This window comes from Pedobacter ginsengisoli, from assembly GCF_030244015.1.
Taxonomy (GTDB): domain Bacteria; phylum Bacteroidota; class Bacteroidia; order Sphingobacteriales; family Sphingobacteriaceae; genus Pedobacter; species Pedobacter ginsengisoli.
The window spans coordinates 633,237-648,791 of sequence record NZ_JASSYX010000002.1 but is presented as its reverse complement, the minus strand read 5'-3'; the positions used below and the strand labels follow the sequence as shown (position 1 = coordinate 648,791).

General features: G+C 44.9%; 16 protein-coding genes. 9 read left to right on the top strand and 7 right to left on the bottom strand.

Translation table 11 applies throughout. The annotated features are described in order from the left end of the window. Nucleotides 1-116 precede the first annotated feature (116 nt). Complete coding sequence (katE, locus tag QEP08_RS09885; protein ID WP_285057560.1) at nucleotides 117-2,297, bottom strand: catalase HPII; 2,181 nt, start codon at nucleotides 2,295-2,297, stop codon at nucleotides 117-119. Nucleotides 2,298-2,393: 96 nt separating this feature from the next. On the opposite strand from katE, the gene QEP08_RS09880 reads away from it, so the two are divergent. The 9 genes from QEP08_RS09880 to QEP08_RS09840 all read left to right on the top strand — a co-directional run bounded on the left by QEP08_RS09880 (nucleotide 2,394) and on the right by QEP08_RS09840 (nucleotide 7,463). Beyond that, nucleotides 2,394-2,723 (top strand): ArsR/SmtB family transcription factor, encoded by a 330-nt coding sequence (locus QEP08_RS09880; RefSeq protein WP_285057559.1) that lies wholly within the window; start codon nucleotides 2,394-2,396, stop codon nucleotides 2,721-2,723. Between the two features lie 38 nt (nucleotides 2,724-2,761). Continuing rightward, on the top strand, nucleotides 2,762-3,340 hold the full coding sequence (locus tag QEP08_RS09875; protein WP_285057558.1) for a DUF6428 family protein: 579 nt from the start codon (nucleotides 2,762-2,764) through the stop codon (nucleotides 3,338-3,340). A gap of 8 nt (nucleotides 3,341-3,348) precedes the next feature. Next, nucleotides 3,349-3,840: a GNAT family N-acetyltransferase gene (locus tag QEP08_RS09870; protein WP_285057557.1), complete on the top strand. Its 492-nt coding sequence runs from the start codon at nucleotides 3,349-3,351 to the stop codon at nucleotides 3,838-3,840. 9 nt (nucleotides 3,841-3,849) lie between these two features. Then, entirely contained in the window at nucleotides 3,850-4,272 is a 423-nt protein-coding gene (locus QEP08_RS09865) for an arsenate reductase ArsC (protein WP_285057556.1), read from the top strand. Then, on the top strand, nucleotides 4,272-5,339 hold the full coding sequence (gene arsB / locus QEP08_RS09860) for an ACR3 family arsenite efflux transporter (RefSeq protein WP_285057555.1): 1,068 nt from the start codon (nucleotides 4,272-4,274) through the stop codon (nucleotides 5,337-5,339). The genes QEP08_RS09865 and arsB overlap by 1 nt, the downstream gene beginning before the upstream one ends. A gap of 81 nt (nucleotides 5,340-5,420) precedes the next feature. Further along, on the top strand, nucleotides 5,421-5,849 hold the full coding sequence (locus QEP08_RS09855) for a DUF1810 domain-containing protein (RefSeq protein ID WP_285057554.1): 429 nt from the start codon (nucleotides 5,421-5,423) through the stop codon (nucleotides 5,847-5,849). A gap of 111 nt (nucleotides 5,850-5,960) precedes the next feature. Next, complete coding sequence (locus tag QEP08_RS09850; RefSeq protein WP_285057553.1) at nucleotides 5,961-6,416, top strand: response regulator transcription factor; 456 nt, start codon at nucleotides 5,961-5,963, stop codon at nucleotides 6,414-6,416. 112 nt (nucleotides 6,417-6,528) lie between these two features. Continuing rightward, nucleotides 6,529-7,062, top strand: a complete 534-nt coding sequence (locus QEP08_RS09845; protein WP_285057552.1) for a DUF4199 domain-containing protein — start codon at nucleotides 6,529-6,531, stop codon at nucleotides 7,060-7,062. A 2-nt stretch (nucleotides 7,063-7,064) separates the two neighbouring features. Further along, entirely contained in the window at nucleotides 7,065-7,463 is a 399-nt protein-coding gene (locus tag QEP08_RS09840) for a VOC family protein (protein ID WP_285057551.1), read from the top strand. Between the two features lie 29 nt (nucleotides 7,464-7,492). Here the strand turns inward: QEP08_RS09840 and QEP08_RS09835 are convergent, their stop codons facing one another. The 6 genes from QEP08_RS09835 to QEP08_RS09810 form a co-directional block, all read right to left on the bottom strand. Then, nucleotides 7,493-9,154 carry a hypothetical protein gene (locus QEP08_RS09835; RefSeq protein ID WP_285057550.1) on the bottom strand — a complete coding sequence of 554 codons (1,662 nt, stop codon included), beginning with the start codon at nucleotides 9,152-9,154 and terminating at the stop codon, nucleotides 7,493-7,495. A gap of 119 nt (nucleotides 9,155-9,273) precedes the next feature. Beyond that, nucleotides 9,274-9,783 (bottom strand): DUF6266 family protein, encoded by a 510-nt coding sequence (locus tag QEP08_RS09830; RefSeq protein ID WP_285058362.1) that lies wholly within the window; start codon nucleotides 9,781-9,783, stop codon nucleotides 9,274-9,276. Nucleotides 9,784-9,788: 5 nt separating this feature from the next. Next, on the bottom strand, nucleotides 9,789-9,950 hold the full coding sequence (locus QEP08_RS09825; protein ID WP_285057549.1) for a hypothetical protein: 162 nt from the start codon (nucleotides 9,948-9,950) through the stop codon (nucleotides 9,789-9,791). A 130-nt stretch (nucleotides 9,951-10,080) separates the two neighbouring features. Next, nucleotides 10,081-12,903 carry a M16 family metallopeptidase gene (locus QEP08_RS09820; RefSeq protein ID WP_285057548.1) on the bottom strand — a complete coding sequence of 941 codons (2,823 nt, stop codon included), beginning with the start codon at nucleotides 12,901-12,903 and terminating at the stop codon, nucleotides 10,081-10,083. 41 nt (nucleotides 12,904-12,944) lie between these two features. After that, complete coding sequence (locus QEP08_RS09815; protein ID WP_285057547.1) at nucleotides 12,945-14,024, bottom strand: TlpA disulfide reductase family protein; 1,080 nt, start codon at nucleotides 14,022-14,024, stop codon at nucleotides 12,945-12,947. A gap of 108 nt (nucleotides 14,025-14,132) precedes the next feature. Beyond that, a complete protein-coding gene (locus QEP08_RS09810) occupies nucleotides 14,133-15,554 on the bottom strand; it encodes a RagB/SusD family nutrient uptake outer membrane protein (protein ID WP_285057546.1) in 1,422 nt (473 codons plus the stop codon). Nucleotide 15,555: the final 1 nt, after the last annotated feature.

Genomic DNA, 15,555 nt, shown 5'->3' with positions numbered 1-15,555 from the left:
ATCTAATACATAAGAAAGCCCCGCTGATTGACATCGCGGGGCTTCTGATTTTTACAATTACATTAGATTTCAATTACATCAGCCGGCGACCAATAAAAGCCAGCGACTTAATTGCCTTAAGCCGGTACCTTTCTGGCCGGTTCCCGTTCCCATACACGATGCCTTGCAATAGCCGCAATAAATTCCGCAGCAAGTTTGTTGGCATCGCCAATCAAAAGCCCCGGCTGCTTAGCTGAACCAAAATAAGTGGCATCCAGTACAGCTTTCGCACCCTGATCAGCAGCTATCGCCTTGCAATGCTTGAAAGCCTCGTTCAGGAAATGTACCGCATTGGCCTCCGCAGCTACCGCCTTGACACTAGCCTCCCCACCCGGAACATAAACCGCATCAAACAATACCGAAGCAGCTGTCAAAAAACTCTGGTCAACCGGTATCTTTTCCTTGCCCGCAGCAACGATCGAGCCCAATCTCGGCGCGATTACTTCCGCAATCGCCCCTTCAGCCTCAAGCGCAGCCTTCACAGCATTCAGAGATTTCCCGTCTACACCATCCGCAGCAAGTATGGCTATTTTTCGTGATTTAATCGTGTCCTTCACTGTATTGGCCATGCTCAGCGCGGCAGAAGATTTCAATTTGCTTTCCACCTGTAAAGGCTCAAAATCAGCAGGATTACCGTCTGCCGGGATGCTTTTGTTGACTGGCAGTTCCGGCTTCTCAGGAACAACAAGTCCCAACCCAAAAGCCACCTCCGTAGCCAGTTTCCGGTCAATCAGCGAGAGTATGCCAATCATCCGCTGACGAATCGCTACTGTCTTAACTTTACCCAGCTCAAAGCTGAACGCATCTATCAAATGATTTTTCTCAGGAGCAGACTGACTGTTGTAAAAGAGCCTGGCCTGGCTGAAATGGTCAAAGAAACTTTTACTCCTTGCCCGCACTTTTTTCGCATCAACCCGCTCCGTATAGCTCGTAAACCCGCCATCAGTAGCCTTGACCTGTTGCGGATCATTGTTGCCAAGGCCATTTGGCCCATAACTCGTTTTACCCCTGTTGATCGTTTGTCGCATAAAACCATCCCTCTGGTTGTTGTGAACAGGCACCACAGGTCTGTTGATCGGGATCTCATGGAAATTTGGCCCGCCCAAACGGATCAGCTGAGTATCCGTATAAGAAAACAACCTTCCCTGCAACAGCGGATCATTGGTAAAATCTATACCCGGCACAATATGGCCCACATGGAAAGCCACCTGCTCCGTTTCCGCAAAGAAATTATCAGGATTGTGGTTGAGCGTCATTTTTCCGATACGCTGCACCGGCACCAGTTCCTCAGGAATTATTTTAGTCGGATCAAGCAGATCAAATTCAAACTTAAACTCATCGGCTTCCGGCACGATCTGAACACCCAATTCCCACTCCGGAAACGCACCGGCCTCAATAGCATCCCACAGGTCTCTTCTGTGAAAATCAGGATCTTTTCCCGAGATGTTCTGCGCCTCATCCCAGGCAACAGAATGTACGCCCAACAGTGGCTTCCAATGAAACTTCACAAAAGACGCATCACCTTTATCATTGATAAGCCGGAAGGTATGAACTCCAAAACCCTCCATCATCCGGTAACTCCTCGGTATGGCACGGTCACTCATCAGCCACATGATCATATGGGCAGACTCCGGCATCATGGAAATAAAATCCCAAAAAGTATCGTGCGCTGAAGCCGCCTGCGGGATCTCATTGTCGGGCTCAGGTTTCACTGCATGGACCAGATCAGGAAACTTCATCGCATCCTGTATAAAGAAGACAGGCATATTGTTACCGACAAGATCAAAGTTTCCTTCCTGTGTATAAAATTTTACCGCAAAGCCCCTCACATCCCTGGCCAGATCCGTAGATCCCCTGGAACCCGCAACAGTCGAGAACCGTACAAAAACCGGGGTTTCCGTCTCTGTATCGTTCAGAAAATGTGCTTTGGTAAACTTTGACTGCGATTCATAGAGTTTAAAAACCCCATGCGCACCCGACCCACGGGCGTGCACAATGCGCTCAGGAATACGCTCATGGTCAAAATGGGTGATTTTTTCTCTCAGGATAAAATCCTCAAGCAGCGTCGCGCCACGTTCCCCGGCTTTCAATGAATTTTGATCGTCATTGATCTTCACACCGTGATTCGTGGTCATCGACTCTTCACTGCTGTCGGCAGTATGTACTTTCAATTTTTCAGTTTTCGCATTTTCAGGCTGAGGTACAAGCTTCTTATCGATCGCTGCTTCAGTACCGGTTTTAGGAGATTTTTTTTTCATAGTTCAGTATAGATCAGGTGCTCTATCAGAACCCAAATAAAAATATATTGTTTTAGGTATTTTAAAATATTAATCGTAATATTGCAATATAAAGCTATGGGACTTACAAAGACAGAAATTTTCACAGAAGAGCAGAACCAGTTGTCGACCTTATTGAAGGCGATGGCCCACCCTGCCCGCATTGCCATCCTGCAAAGGATTATCCTATCCAACACTTGCATCTGCGGAGATCTTGTTGGTGAATTGGGACTGGCACAAGCGACCATTTCACAACACCTGAAAGAACTTAAAAATGCAGGAATCATACAAGGAACTATAGAAGGCGTCAGCGTTTGTTACTGCATCAACCCCAAAACCTGGAAATTACTGGAAGAACAGCTAGGCACTTTTTTGGGATCCTATAAAGGAGAAACGTCCTGCTGCTAACCTTTTTTTATTTACATCAATCGTTAAATTGCAATATTATGAATACTACAGAATTTACCACCTGGCAGACATTTAAAACCACCCTGGAGCAAAACCATGACCTCACCCTGCAGTTCCAATATGCAGAAGACAAATGGGTCGATGCCTCCTATCACATCACCGAGATCAAACAGGCACCTATCGTATCTGTTGACTGCGGCGGCAAGATGAATACCTGGACAGAGATCATTGTACAGCTTTGGGAGCCCTCCCATCAGGACGAAGGCATGGCAATGCAGGTCAGTAAAGCGCTATCTATCGTAAGAACTGTTGAAAAATCATTGCCCTTAAACCCGCTTGGCACAGTTAAAATAGAATTTGGGAACTCTCAGTTCGATACCAGGCAGATGTACCCCGGTGAATTTATCATCGACGGTGACAACCTGATCGTCAACCTGATTCCTGATTTTACGCAATGTAAAGCTGTAGGACGTGGTGGTAGTTGTGGTACAACCGATTCAGGCGAAGAATGCTGCGCGCCAGCTGCCAAAACAGAAACTGTACAAAAACCAAAACTGCAAATGGTAAACCTGGCAGGCGCAGGGCAAACTTGTGAACCAGGCTCCAGCTGCTGCTAAACGAAAATATGGAAATCATCAAATTACTCCCTGCACACTCGGATGATGTAAAAACCATCTATCTGCATGGAATTGCTACCAAACAGGCAACCTTTCAAACAGAGGCGCCAAGCTGGGAAGAATGGGATAAGGGACACCTTCCCGAACTGAGATATGTTGCGATAATTGACGGTGCTGTTGCCGGTTGGGCCGCACTGTCCCCTGTTTCATCAAGATGCGTGTATGCTGGTGTAACAGAGGTCAGTGTTTACGTACACGAAGATTATCGGGGCAAAGGAGCTGGCACGGCATTACTGCAAAAACTCATTACTGAAAGTGAGACAAACAATATATGGACGTTGCAATCAGGCATTTTCCCCGAGAACATTGCGAGTATTGCCTTGCATGAAAAGCTTGGATTCCGCAAAATAGGTTACAGAGAAAAGATCGGGAAGATGGACGGACTTTGGCGGGATACCGTGATGATGGAAAGAAGAAGTAAAATAACAGGACAAGATTAAAACTTAAAGATGAAAAAAATACTAGTACTCTGTACAGGAAACAGTTGCAGAAGCCAGCTGGCAGAAGGTTATTTAAGACATTTCGCCGGAGACCAGGCAGAAATTTACAGCGCCGGAATCGAAACCCACGGGGTCAATCCAAAAGCCATTCAGGTCATGGCCGAAGATCACATTGACATTTCAGGGCATACTTCAAACAATGTCGATGAATACGCCGGGATCGATTTCGATGCAGTAATCACCGTCTGCGACAATGCAAATGAAGCCTGCCCTTTCTTTCCCGGAAACGTAGAACGCTTTCACTACAACTTCCCGGATCCGGCAAAAGCTACAGGAACACCTGAAGAGATCATCAACGAATTCACAAGAGTACGGGACATGATCAAAGCCTATTCAGCTGATTTTGTAAGCCAGCATATCAAAAACCAATAATGAGCGCAAACAATTGTGCCCCGGCAGCTGAACGAAAAAAGCTAAGCTTTCTTGACCGGTATCTCACCTTGTGGATCTTTATAGCCATGGCCGTGGGCGTAGGCTTAGGCTATTTGATCCCCTCGTCCTCCGGCTTCATCAATTCCTTTTCCAGCGGAACAACCAACATTCCTTTAGCCATCGGTCTTATATTGATGATGTACCCGTCACTTGCAAAAGTGAGGTACGAGAAAATGAGCGAAGTATTTAAAGACACTAAAGTACTCGGTATCTCCCTGATCCTGAATTGGGTGATCGGCCCGCTCCTGATGTTCTTTTTAGCCATAACCTTTTTAAGAGACTATCCTGAATATATGGTTGGGCTAATCCTGATCGGTCTGGCACGATGTATCGCAATGGTAGTGGTATGGAACGAACTCGCAGAGGGCAACCGCGAATATGCAGCGGGCCTGATTGCATTGAACAGCATATTCCAGGTATTACTGTACAGCGTATTTGCTTATATTTTCATCACAGTATTGCCCCCGTTCTTTGGCCTGAAAAGCCTTGAGGTAAACATCACAATAGCAGAAATCGCCAAAAGTGTGGGCATATACTTAGGGCTTCCGTTTGCAATGGGCATCATCAGCAGGTATACCTTAATCAAGCTGAAAGGAGAAGGCTGGTTCCAGAACAAGTTCATCCCCTTTATATCCCCGATAACATTGATTGCACTGCTCTTTACCATTGTCATCATGTTCAGCCTGAAGGGCAACCTGATCGTACAAATACCAATGGACGTAGTTCGGATAGCAATCCCATTGGTGATCTATTTCTCCATTATGTTTGTGGTCAGTTTCTTTGCAGGCAAATACTTTGGCGCGGACTATTCAAGGAGTACCTCTATAGCATTCACCGCTACCGGTAATAATTTTGAGCTCGCCATAGCCGTTGCAATTGGTGTATTTGGCATCAACTCCGGGCAGGCATTTGCAGGAGTCATCGGCCCGCTGGTTGAAGTACCTGCACTCATTGCCCTGGTCAACCTGGCCTTCTGGTTCAGGAAAAAGTATTATATGGGGTATTAAATTTCCAAAACCAAATCCAGTAATTGCGGTTATGCTATCACAAGCTCTCCAAAAGAGCGCATCACGGATACTACAGAAAACATGGAAAAACAAAGCTTAGATCGTTACACAACAGCACAAGAACGGGATTTCCCGACAGCATTAACTGAGATCAGCTATGGCAGGAAACAGACCCACTGGATGTGGTACATATTCCCTCAGATCCAGGGCCTTGGCTCTTCGGAGGCTGCAAAGTTTTACGCCATCAAAGACCTTAAAGAAGCTGCGAACTATTTGATGCATCCTGTCCTTGGGCCAAGGCTGGTTAAAATTTCCAAAGAACTGCTCCGCCACCAGGACCGTAGCGCCTATGAGATTTTCGGGAGTCCTGATGACCTTAAATTGCGTTCCTGCATGACTTTGTTTGCCGCAGTACCCAATGCCGACCCGGTATTTCAACAAGTTCTGGATCAGTTTTTCGATGGCGAAAAAGACCCGAAAACCCAAAGAATACTAGGCCTGCAGCCTTAGGAGCTAAATTTCCTGCAGGATAATCCTTTATAGAACAGGATCCGGTCAATTTAATCATTTTCGTATTTTTGTTGCAAACAACAACACGAACCCATTAACTGCAGCATCCCCATGAACAGATGGAACGACTTTAAACACATTCTTTTATACGGAATAATTTTAGCGGTTTTGACCTTCGTACTCAAATGGCTGCAGTGGAGATTTTTTATCCTGGACAATGCCATTGAGATATACATCGGACTTGTCGCACTATTATTTACCGCATTGGGCGTATGGGTCGCCACTCAGGTCCTGACACCAAAAGTCCAGACCATAGTGATAGAAAAAAAAGTGCCGGAAAGTTTTTTTCTAAATGAAACTGAATTACAAAAACTCCATTTGAACCGCCGGGAATTTGAAGTACTACAACTTTTATCATCAGGTTACAGCAATGCAGACATCGCCAAAACCTTATTCCTCTCAGTGAGCACCATCAAAAGCCATGTATCCAATCTTTTTTCAAAAATGGATGTGAAAAGCAGGACCCAAGCTGTAGACAAAGCCAAAAGACTGGGGATCATCAAGTAATCAAGCTGCATACTTTAGTACCAAACTGCCAAAATCCTGTTTTTGGTACTAAAGTATGATGGAATTTTCACTTCCCTGTTTTAGTTTTGGAGCAGTTTTAAAAAAATAGCACATGAAAAAAACAGTCTGGATTTTTGGATTGATCATCGGAGCCGTCCTGGTAATAAATATGGTGGCGATGGTACAAATGATCTATAGCAATGTCACCCATAAAAGCAACGACCTTGTCGGATATGCCACAATGGTCCTCATATTTTCCCTCGTTTTCTTTGGCGTAAGAAATTACCGGAGCAAGCAGCCCGGCAATCAGTTATCATTTGGAAAAGCTTTTAAAACAGGTGCCCTTATTGCTTTCACAGCCGCAACGGTCTATGTTGTTGTCTGGCTCTTTTACTACTACCTGTTCGTCCCGGACTTTATCGACGTATACACAACCTGCGTACTCCGGCAATGTGCACCTTCGGACCTGCCCCTAAAAACCCAGGAGCTTCAAAACCTTAAAGAAATGTACAAAAATCCCTTATTCGTGATCTTGATCACCTATTCGGAAGTACTGCCTGTCGGCCTGGTGGTGGCCCTGATCAGCGGACTGATATTAAAGAAAAAAGCGAAAATAAATTCAACAGATCATCAACAACAGATATAATTATGAAAACACAAATCACAACATTTTTGACCTTCCAGCAAAACAACGCAGAGCAGGCCATGAACTTTTACATCACTTTATTCAGCAACTCAAAAATTATCGATATCAGAAGGTACGGAAAAGAAGGCCCCGGACCAGAAGGCTCAGTTATGATCGCCAGATTTGAGCTGAACGGGAAGGAATTCATTTGCAGTGACAGCTTCGTTAAACACAACTGGGATTTCACTCCCGCCATTTCAAACTGGGTCGACTGCAAAGATGAGGACGAACTTCAAATGCTCTTTTCAAAACTGCAGGAAGGTGGCCGTGTGATGATGCCGCTGGACAACTATGGCTTCAGTCAAAAATTCGGATGGGTTGCAGATCAGTTCGGCATCTCCTGGCAGGTGAATTTATCCTAGAAGCTGCCATTCCCTCAGGGCTCCATTGATCAGGGAACCTGCTGATCGGACATTTTCAAAACGATGCGCTGACCTTCCGGTCTGATCCGGTACAAGGCGCCATTTACCGGCTTCTCAAATGAGCCTTTCAAAGCATTCATTTTGTAGCTATGACCGTCAAATTCGTAATCAATGCTCTTATCACCGACATTTTTCAGAGGCGTTTTAGCCGCATCAGCCACATTCAGATCCAAAAACCAACCGCCATTTGTCTCGTTTTTGCAGTCGATCGTCAGCTCACTTTCTTTCAGCTCTATCGTGAAATTTCCCGCATCAGAGGTCCAGAAAACTTTGGCAGTATGCTTTCCTGAATTCTCAAAGGTTGCTTTCCCTCCCAAAACCGGTTGCTCAGTACCATTTGCCGAAACCATCAATTTCAATCCCGCTGTTTTTTCGGTTTTGCCCCAGTTAAACCCGTCCACTACCGGCAACGTATAAAAGAAGCTTTGATTGATGGTAGTCACCTCTTTCATGTACTTATCAGCTATAGATTCATTGAAAAAATGAATATCGCGAATCATCATGCTGCCTTTTTCCCACATCAAATTAACCCGGTAAAAACGACTGTTATACCAAATGGTCTGTGCATCGCTGTCACCCAAATCTTTAGTGACGGTGAAAGACGTTGCAGGCGTGACCTTATATGTTTTTTTGAACCACTCTCCCGATTGCGACATGGTTTCCACCCGCACATCACCCTGTTCTTTAAGTTTGGCGATGATCGGAAATTGAATCTCCAGGCCTTTACTCATGTTTTGCCAGGTAAAAGAATTTTCCTGACCAGCCTGGGTATAATTAAAGCCAAGCGAAGGATCGCTGGAAAAACTTTGCAGGAACCAATTGATCCATTTTTCGTTGCCCCCGGCATGAGGATATACCGGTTCAAGTGTCGTCACTGACCGGCCATCCGCATATTGCCTGACCGGATCACTGCCCAGCATCCGGAATACCGGAACCGGCAGCTGCTTTTCAGCATGTTGAGCAGGCATATAAGCGTTGACCCGGCTCGGATAATAAGCCTGGTTCCAGTATCCGCCCCAAAGCGTAAAACCATCCGTTCCCACTTGATCCTTGCAGTTCGCAGAAGCCACAATCTTATATTTATCATACATGTAGCTTAGTGAATGCCCATCAATGACCCATGAAGCTACAGACTTCGGATAATAGCCAAATACCTTTTTAAAATCAGCGAAATACGTATCGATGATCTTTTCCCTTTCCTGCGGAGTATACCCTACGGAAAAACCGACATCCGAATGCCAGTCCCAGGAATATTTACCACGCCATCTGATGCCCGATTTTTCAATTAACTGCTGGGGAAGTTCCCACCACGCTCCGATTTCAAATTCGCCTTTAGGCAGTGTTTTTAGCAATTCCTGATATCGCGGGTCTATCAGCGCATCATACTGCAGCAAAAAGGTACCACCCAGATGATACCTGTTCATAAGTTCTATCTGCTTAACTACCGTTTGATAAAGCACATCCCTGGTCACATGCGCTTCACGCGGTTCAATGTCGCGGATAAAATTGACAATATTGACAATCTTAGGTTCTTTCCGGCCGGCCATTTTTTTCTGCTGCCCCAGGCAAACCGATGGCAAAAGTATGGCAAATAATAAAGTCGTTATTTGAAAAATAAATCTCTCTGTCATATTGGTGATGGTATTTTTTGTTCTGTAAACCTGAATAAGGGGCATTCTCTGTTTCGATCCAGGCAATTTGTACCAATTATCTTGATGTGGCAACCTGCACCATCCTGCGCAAGAGGCACCTACAACATCGGCCACCTGCCCAGATACACACTATCCGCTACCTCATTACTTCCCACCTCCATAAATGACAAATACGTTTCCATATACGCATTTTTCAAATCATCAGGCAGATACAACACATCAGTGCCCTCATACCGTGTCGCCCCATTCATACAATAAGCGGCCCTTCCCAGCTCAGGAAAATAAGCCATGATCATCGCAATATGTCTCCTTTCCGGAAAATCCATCCATGAACCCGTAGCCCAGTTATACCGCAGCCCCTCCGCCACCATTGAAACAGCCGCATTAACAGCAACCGGCAAACCACCCTGCACCACTAAAACCTTGCTAAAATCGATCGATACATCAGGATACATCTCCTGTAAAGCAAACTTTTTATTATAAGAAACCGCCATGTTGTGCGCATACATACTAGCCCTGGCCGCCTCCACCTTAAAACCCACATTAATAAAACCAACGATCGGCTTCAGAAAACTAATGACCACCCCCATCTGCTGCCTGCAGGCCAGCTGTTTTACAGAAGGCGCTCTATTATTTTCCCCACCATTCTTAGCACATCCTTATTCAACAGCCTATAAGTGACCAAATTGTCAACCTTACCATATATCGGCCCATGAGGGCCGTTCTTCATAAAAGCAACCAGTTCCTGATCGGTATAAGAGCTATAAGCAGCCATCGTTTTTATGAATCCCTCCTATTAAAGTTAATAATAAGTTATGGCAAGTTTATATATTTTTTCAGTAGCAATGTGAATCAGGGAAAATAAAAAATACAGTCGCCCCATCCAGGGCAGCTGTATTCATTTCTTATTTACCGGCAGCAGCTTGCTCCGGCATTAAAACCAGGCGGATATAATTCTTTCCGCTCAAATATTTGTTTGCTATGGCCTTTATACTTTCAGGGGTAACCTTTGATAACTCCAGGTCATAATTATTCAGGCTGTGCAGGTCATCATGGTTTTGCAAGCTGGCGACCAAATAATCAAGCCACCAATTGTTTGATTTCAGGTTGGTTTCCTGCGTACGCTGAACCTCAGCTTTGTATTTATCAACATTGACTTGCAGTGGCCCTGAAGTCTTTATTTTGGCGATCTCATCCAATGCAGAGGCTATTAATTTTTCAACATTCTGCGGGTTACAGCCAAACGAAACGGAAAAATTATAACGGGCTTGAGGATATTTACTTACAGATTGGCCTACACGAGGACTATAGACACCACTTTCGTTTTCACGCAAACGCTCTGTTAGCCTGATCTGCAGTACTTCTTTTAAAGCATCTAATTGAATTTGCTCGCCATCGCTATAGTCGAAAGTTCCCGTAAAGATCAGGTTAGCCTGGGACTTAAGCTCGGTCCCTTTATAAACCGTTTTTTCGATCACTCCAGCAGGTGGGTGTATGTCCAGATCCTTGTAGCTTTCGCTTTTAAAAGTAGATGGCAGCCCGCCCAGATATTTTTCCAGCAGGGGTTTGAGCTCATCAATATTAAAGCTTCCCGTAATAACGAAAGTAAAATTAGATGCGTCTGAAAAACGTTCCCTGTAGATCTCCAGGGACCGGTTTGGATCGATCTGATCAAAAGTTGCAGCTGAAGGACTAGTCCGGCGGATATTGCCCTGATTCAAAACTGCAATCGCCGTATCTGCAAAAACAACGTTCGGATCGTTGGACCGGTTGGCAAGGGCGGCTTTATTGCGATTGATAAAGCCATCAAACATGACCTTGTCCATACGGGGTTCCGTAAAATTGGCATATACCAGTTTCAGCATCGTTTCAGCATCTTTTGTGGCCGATCCACCGCCCATCGATTGATAATTTTCGCTGATCGTTACGCCTACGCCGGCTTGTTTGTCCGCAAGGCATTTCCTAAGCTCGCCTACGGTATAGTTGCCCAAACCGCCTAAAGATGCAATAGTAGCGGCATATTTTGCAGATTGTATATCGGCGCCGCTATATAAAGAACTTCCACCGGGTGCAAAACCACTGAGTATGATCTGGTTGTTTTGAAAATCCGTAGGCTTTAGTACTACTTTGACGCCATTGCTTAGCGTTAATGTTGTCGTGTGTATCACCTCGTCAGTCTCCAGCTTAACGGTTTTGCCCGGCACAGGCTCCCGCGCTAGTAAAGGAAGCTTGCTCGTTTCATCTTTATAAGGCTGCAACGGTTCTGCTTCTACCTGGGCAAGCCAGTCTTCTACGGTACTTTGGTTTGGTAAACCCACTTTTTCAGATTCAGGCGCCGTAATTAAAATATCACGGTCCCTGGATTTAACAATTGCCCTGGAAACCGCATTAATGTCTTGTACACTGATGGTCAACATATCCTTTTGTGTCAGCCTGTACTCTTCAGTGATTCCAGGTGCAGCAGTACCTTTCAAAAAGTATTGGAGATACTCACCAACATAGCGGGCTGAAGCAGTCTTATCTTTTTCTTTTAAACTAAATTCTAAAATATTCAGATAGTTCTTTTTAGCCCTTTCCAGTTCCGTTTCGGTAAAACCAAATTTTTTAACCCTGACCGTTTCGCGCCATACGGCCTTCAAGCCTTTTTCGAGTTGACCGGGCTTGACCGTCACACGGGCAGAATAGACATCCAGGCTGTTTAGAAAATTAGTAATACTTCCACCGCCGGAAATATAAGGTGGATCAGCTTGCCTGGTTACTTCTTCGTATCGGTCGCTAAGCATATCGTTAAACAGGGAGCGGATGATCATATTACGGTAATCGGCGGCGGTCCTTATTTTTTGTTCCGGATGCTTGATCATTATTTCGGCAAAGGTAGCCCTGTTTTCCTTATCCGTCACTGAAATGAAATGGTTTGCTCCCTTAAGCGGAACCGTATAAACAGTACGCGGCTTCTCTTTTACAGGGTTTTTAAGGTCGCCGAATTTGGCTTTGATGCTTTTTTCAATCTCATCTACATTGATATCACCCACTACGATCAGCGCCTGAAGATTGGGCCTGTACCAATCCCGATAAAAACTTTTAAGTGTTTCGGGTCTGAAATTGTTCAATACCGTATCCACGCCGATAGGCAACCTGCCTGCATAACGTGACTGGTTCAAAATAACAGGAAAATACACTTCCCGCATACGTTCGCCCGCGCCTTTGCGAAGGCGCTTTTCTTCGAGTACTACACCGCGTTCTTTATCCATCTCCAAAGGATCCAGTGTAGCGTCCTGCGCCCAGTCGCGCATGATCTGTAATCCGCCCTGCACCAGTTCCGGCTTATCTGACGGTATAGGCAACTGATATACTGTTTCATCAAAATTGGTGTAGGCGTTCAAGTCGGCGCCAAACCTGACACCTGATTTTTGCAGATAATCAACCAATTTATTTTTAGGATAATGTTTGGTTCCGTTAAAACTCATATGCTCCAAAAAATGGGCAAGACCACGCTGCTCCTCTGTTTCCAATATCGAACCTACTTTATTGGCCAGGTAAAATGTCACCCTGTTTTTAGGTTCTTCGTTATGACGAATGTAATAAGTAAAGCCGTTAGGCAATTTTCCGGTACGTACTGCCGGGTCAAGCGGCAGCGCTCTATCAGATGTTTTAGCAGTTTGCGCGGACAGCGTCAAAGGAACGAGCGCCGATATTGCCAGTAGTTTTAATTTAAAGCTTATATTCATTTTTGTTTTTTATGAGGTTTTTAATTCCAGATCATCCCAGGTCAATTCAATAATGCCTTCAGCTTATATTCAAGCATCGGACCCCTGAGGTCCTTTGCCACAATTTTTCCGGACGGATCAATGAGCAGGTTGCTGGGGATGGACTGTACACCATAACTGGCAGACACTGCATTTTTCCAGCCTTTTAGATCGGATAATTGTGTCCATGGCATTTTATCATCACGGATCGCCTTTTTCCAGTTGGCTGCTTTATCATCCAGCGAAATCCCCACAACGGCAAATCCTTTGTCTTTATAGGCATTGTAAACTTTCAGCACATTAGGGTTTTCTGCACGGCAGGGCGCACACCAGCTGGCCCAAAAATCTATCAGCACATATTTTCCTTTAAAGCTGCTCAGCTTCACCGTGTTACCACTGGTATCTGCCTGTGTAAAATCTGCCATCTGTTTTCCGATCTGGCTTTTTTCTAATAATTGCAGCTTCTGGGCAAGGTTTTTACCGGCTACGCTCCGTTTTGCCGACTCATCAAGCTTATCATACAGAGGTTTAGCCTCGTCGTAACCGTAGGATGTCCGTCCTGAAATCAGGTAAACACTAAAAAAACTTTTGGGATGGCTGGCTATAAATTGATCCGCCCGGTTTTTCTTTTGGCTTTGAAGTGCATCCATTTTTTTACCCAATGCTGCTTTTTCTTCTGCAGATGCTTTATTATATCCCATGCTCAGCAGGTTTTGCTGGTCTGTCAGATCTTTAACAGAGTTGGCAAATGCTTCTGCATCCTGTTGCATAGACGAACCAGTTACTTTATAAGTCTGCATAGCGCCTTTAACGCCCGTAAATCTCATATGGCCCGGCTCTGCAAAAAAAGGATAACTGCTCTGACTGATGATCACTGAAATGAGCTGTGGTTCATTTAAATTTGTTTTCCAGGTGAAAACATCACCGGTTGCTGTTACTGAATCCGTTTTAAATACGCCATTGTTACTATAGTTGATTTCAACAGTTGCGCCAGACAGGCCTTTTATCTCGCCTGTAAGCTCTGTATTTTGTGCATGGGCCTTGAAGTTTAGCAAACACATTGGAACAAGCAGTATACTGCTCAGTAAAGTCATTCTTTTCATATGATATTCAATTTTGATGTAAATAATTTTTTCAGATAAAAGCACTGCCGGGGTATAGGTATACCCCAGAAGTTGATTTTAAGACGCTATGATGATCAAAAAGATTTTCTAGTTATATCCCAGGTTTTGGGTCAACTGGTTATTTAAATCTCTTTGTGCCTGCGGTACCGGATATAATGTGGCATTATTATTATAACCTGTCTTTTCTGCCCCCAGTACTGCCGCCGCTGTACCTGTCCTTTTCAGATCATACCACCTGTTTGCCCATTCACAAAAAAGCTCTGTTTGCCTTTCCTTCATAACCGCGTTCAGCACGGCAGCCTGCGATGTTACATCAGCATTACTGGCCAATAACCCTGCCCTGAGGCGGATGGTATTTACATCTGCCAAAGCCTGCTCCAGGTTGTCCCCACCACCAATATGCGCAGCAGCCTCGGCGCGGATCAGGTACATTTCAGCAAGCCTCAACACCATCTGATCTTCTGCCGGAGCGGCAGTTGACAAGCGGTTTTTATACTTGTAAGGATAATATTGTGTTTGATTTACCCCACCAACAACCCTGACTTTTGAACCTGTCCAATCTGCCAGGCGCTGATCTCCCGTCTCAAAAGCATTCAGTAAAAACGGACTGATGATATAATTAGGGAAGGAATTAGCGGAAGCAGCAGGAACGAAAGCTACAGCATCCGGCACTCCATTGCTAAATGCCTGGGCTCCGGGTATTTGCCATATCGCTTCGGTACTTCCATTCAAAAACACCTTAGTAAGACCGGTTTGTACCAGGTTGTAACCACCCAGCCGGATCACTGAATCGGCTCCGTTATAAGCGCTTTGCCAGTTACCCCGGTATAAATTGACTTTTGCCTGCAAGGCTATCGCTGCATACAGATTTGGTCTTGCGCGTCCTGCTGAAGGGTAAGTCGGTGTTAATTTTTTACGGGCATCTGCCAGGTCTGCCATAATCTGGCTATAAACAGCAGCTACCGGACTTCTTGGCAAACGGGCTGATGTACTATAGTCTGTTGTGGTTACCAGGGGCACATCGCCAAAAAAGTTAACCAGACTAAAATAATACAGTGCGCGGACAACTTCCATTTCGCCGCTAATTTGTTTTTGGAAGCTTGCGGATAAACTATTGTTGTTAGCAACACCACCCAATACCGAATTTACCTGGTAAATGCTTTGATAAATATTTCCCCATAAAGTGGCTGCCCCACCGTTTACCGGAGTCAGGGAATAGTTATAAAACTGCTGATAGTCACTGGTAGTGTTTATATAGGTTAATTCGTCGGCCGAAAGTGCGGGAAGAGCCGTAAAAACCACATTGCTATAGGCAAACCCGTGTGCATTATCTAATGCATAAATACCCGTTACGGCAGACAATGCGGTTAAACTATCGGCAAATTGTACCTCCCGTGTAATCGCAGAAGGCGGGTTGGGAATCTCTATCAGCTTTTTGCAGGATGTAAATAACACGGCAACCAATAAAAGACCGGTCATTGTAGTATATAGATTGAGTATCTTTTTCATG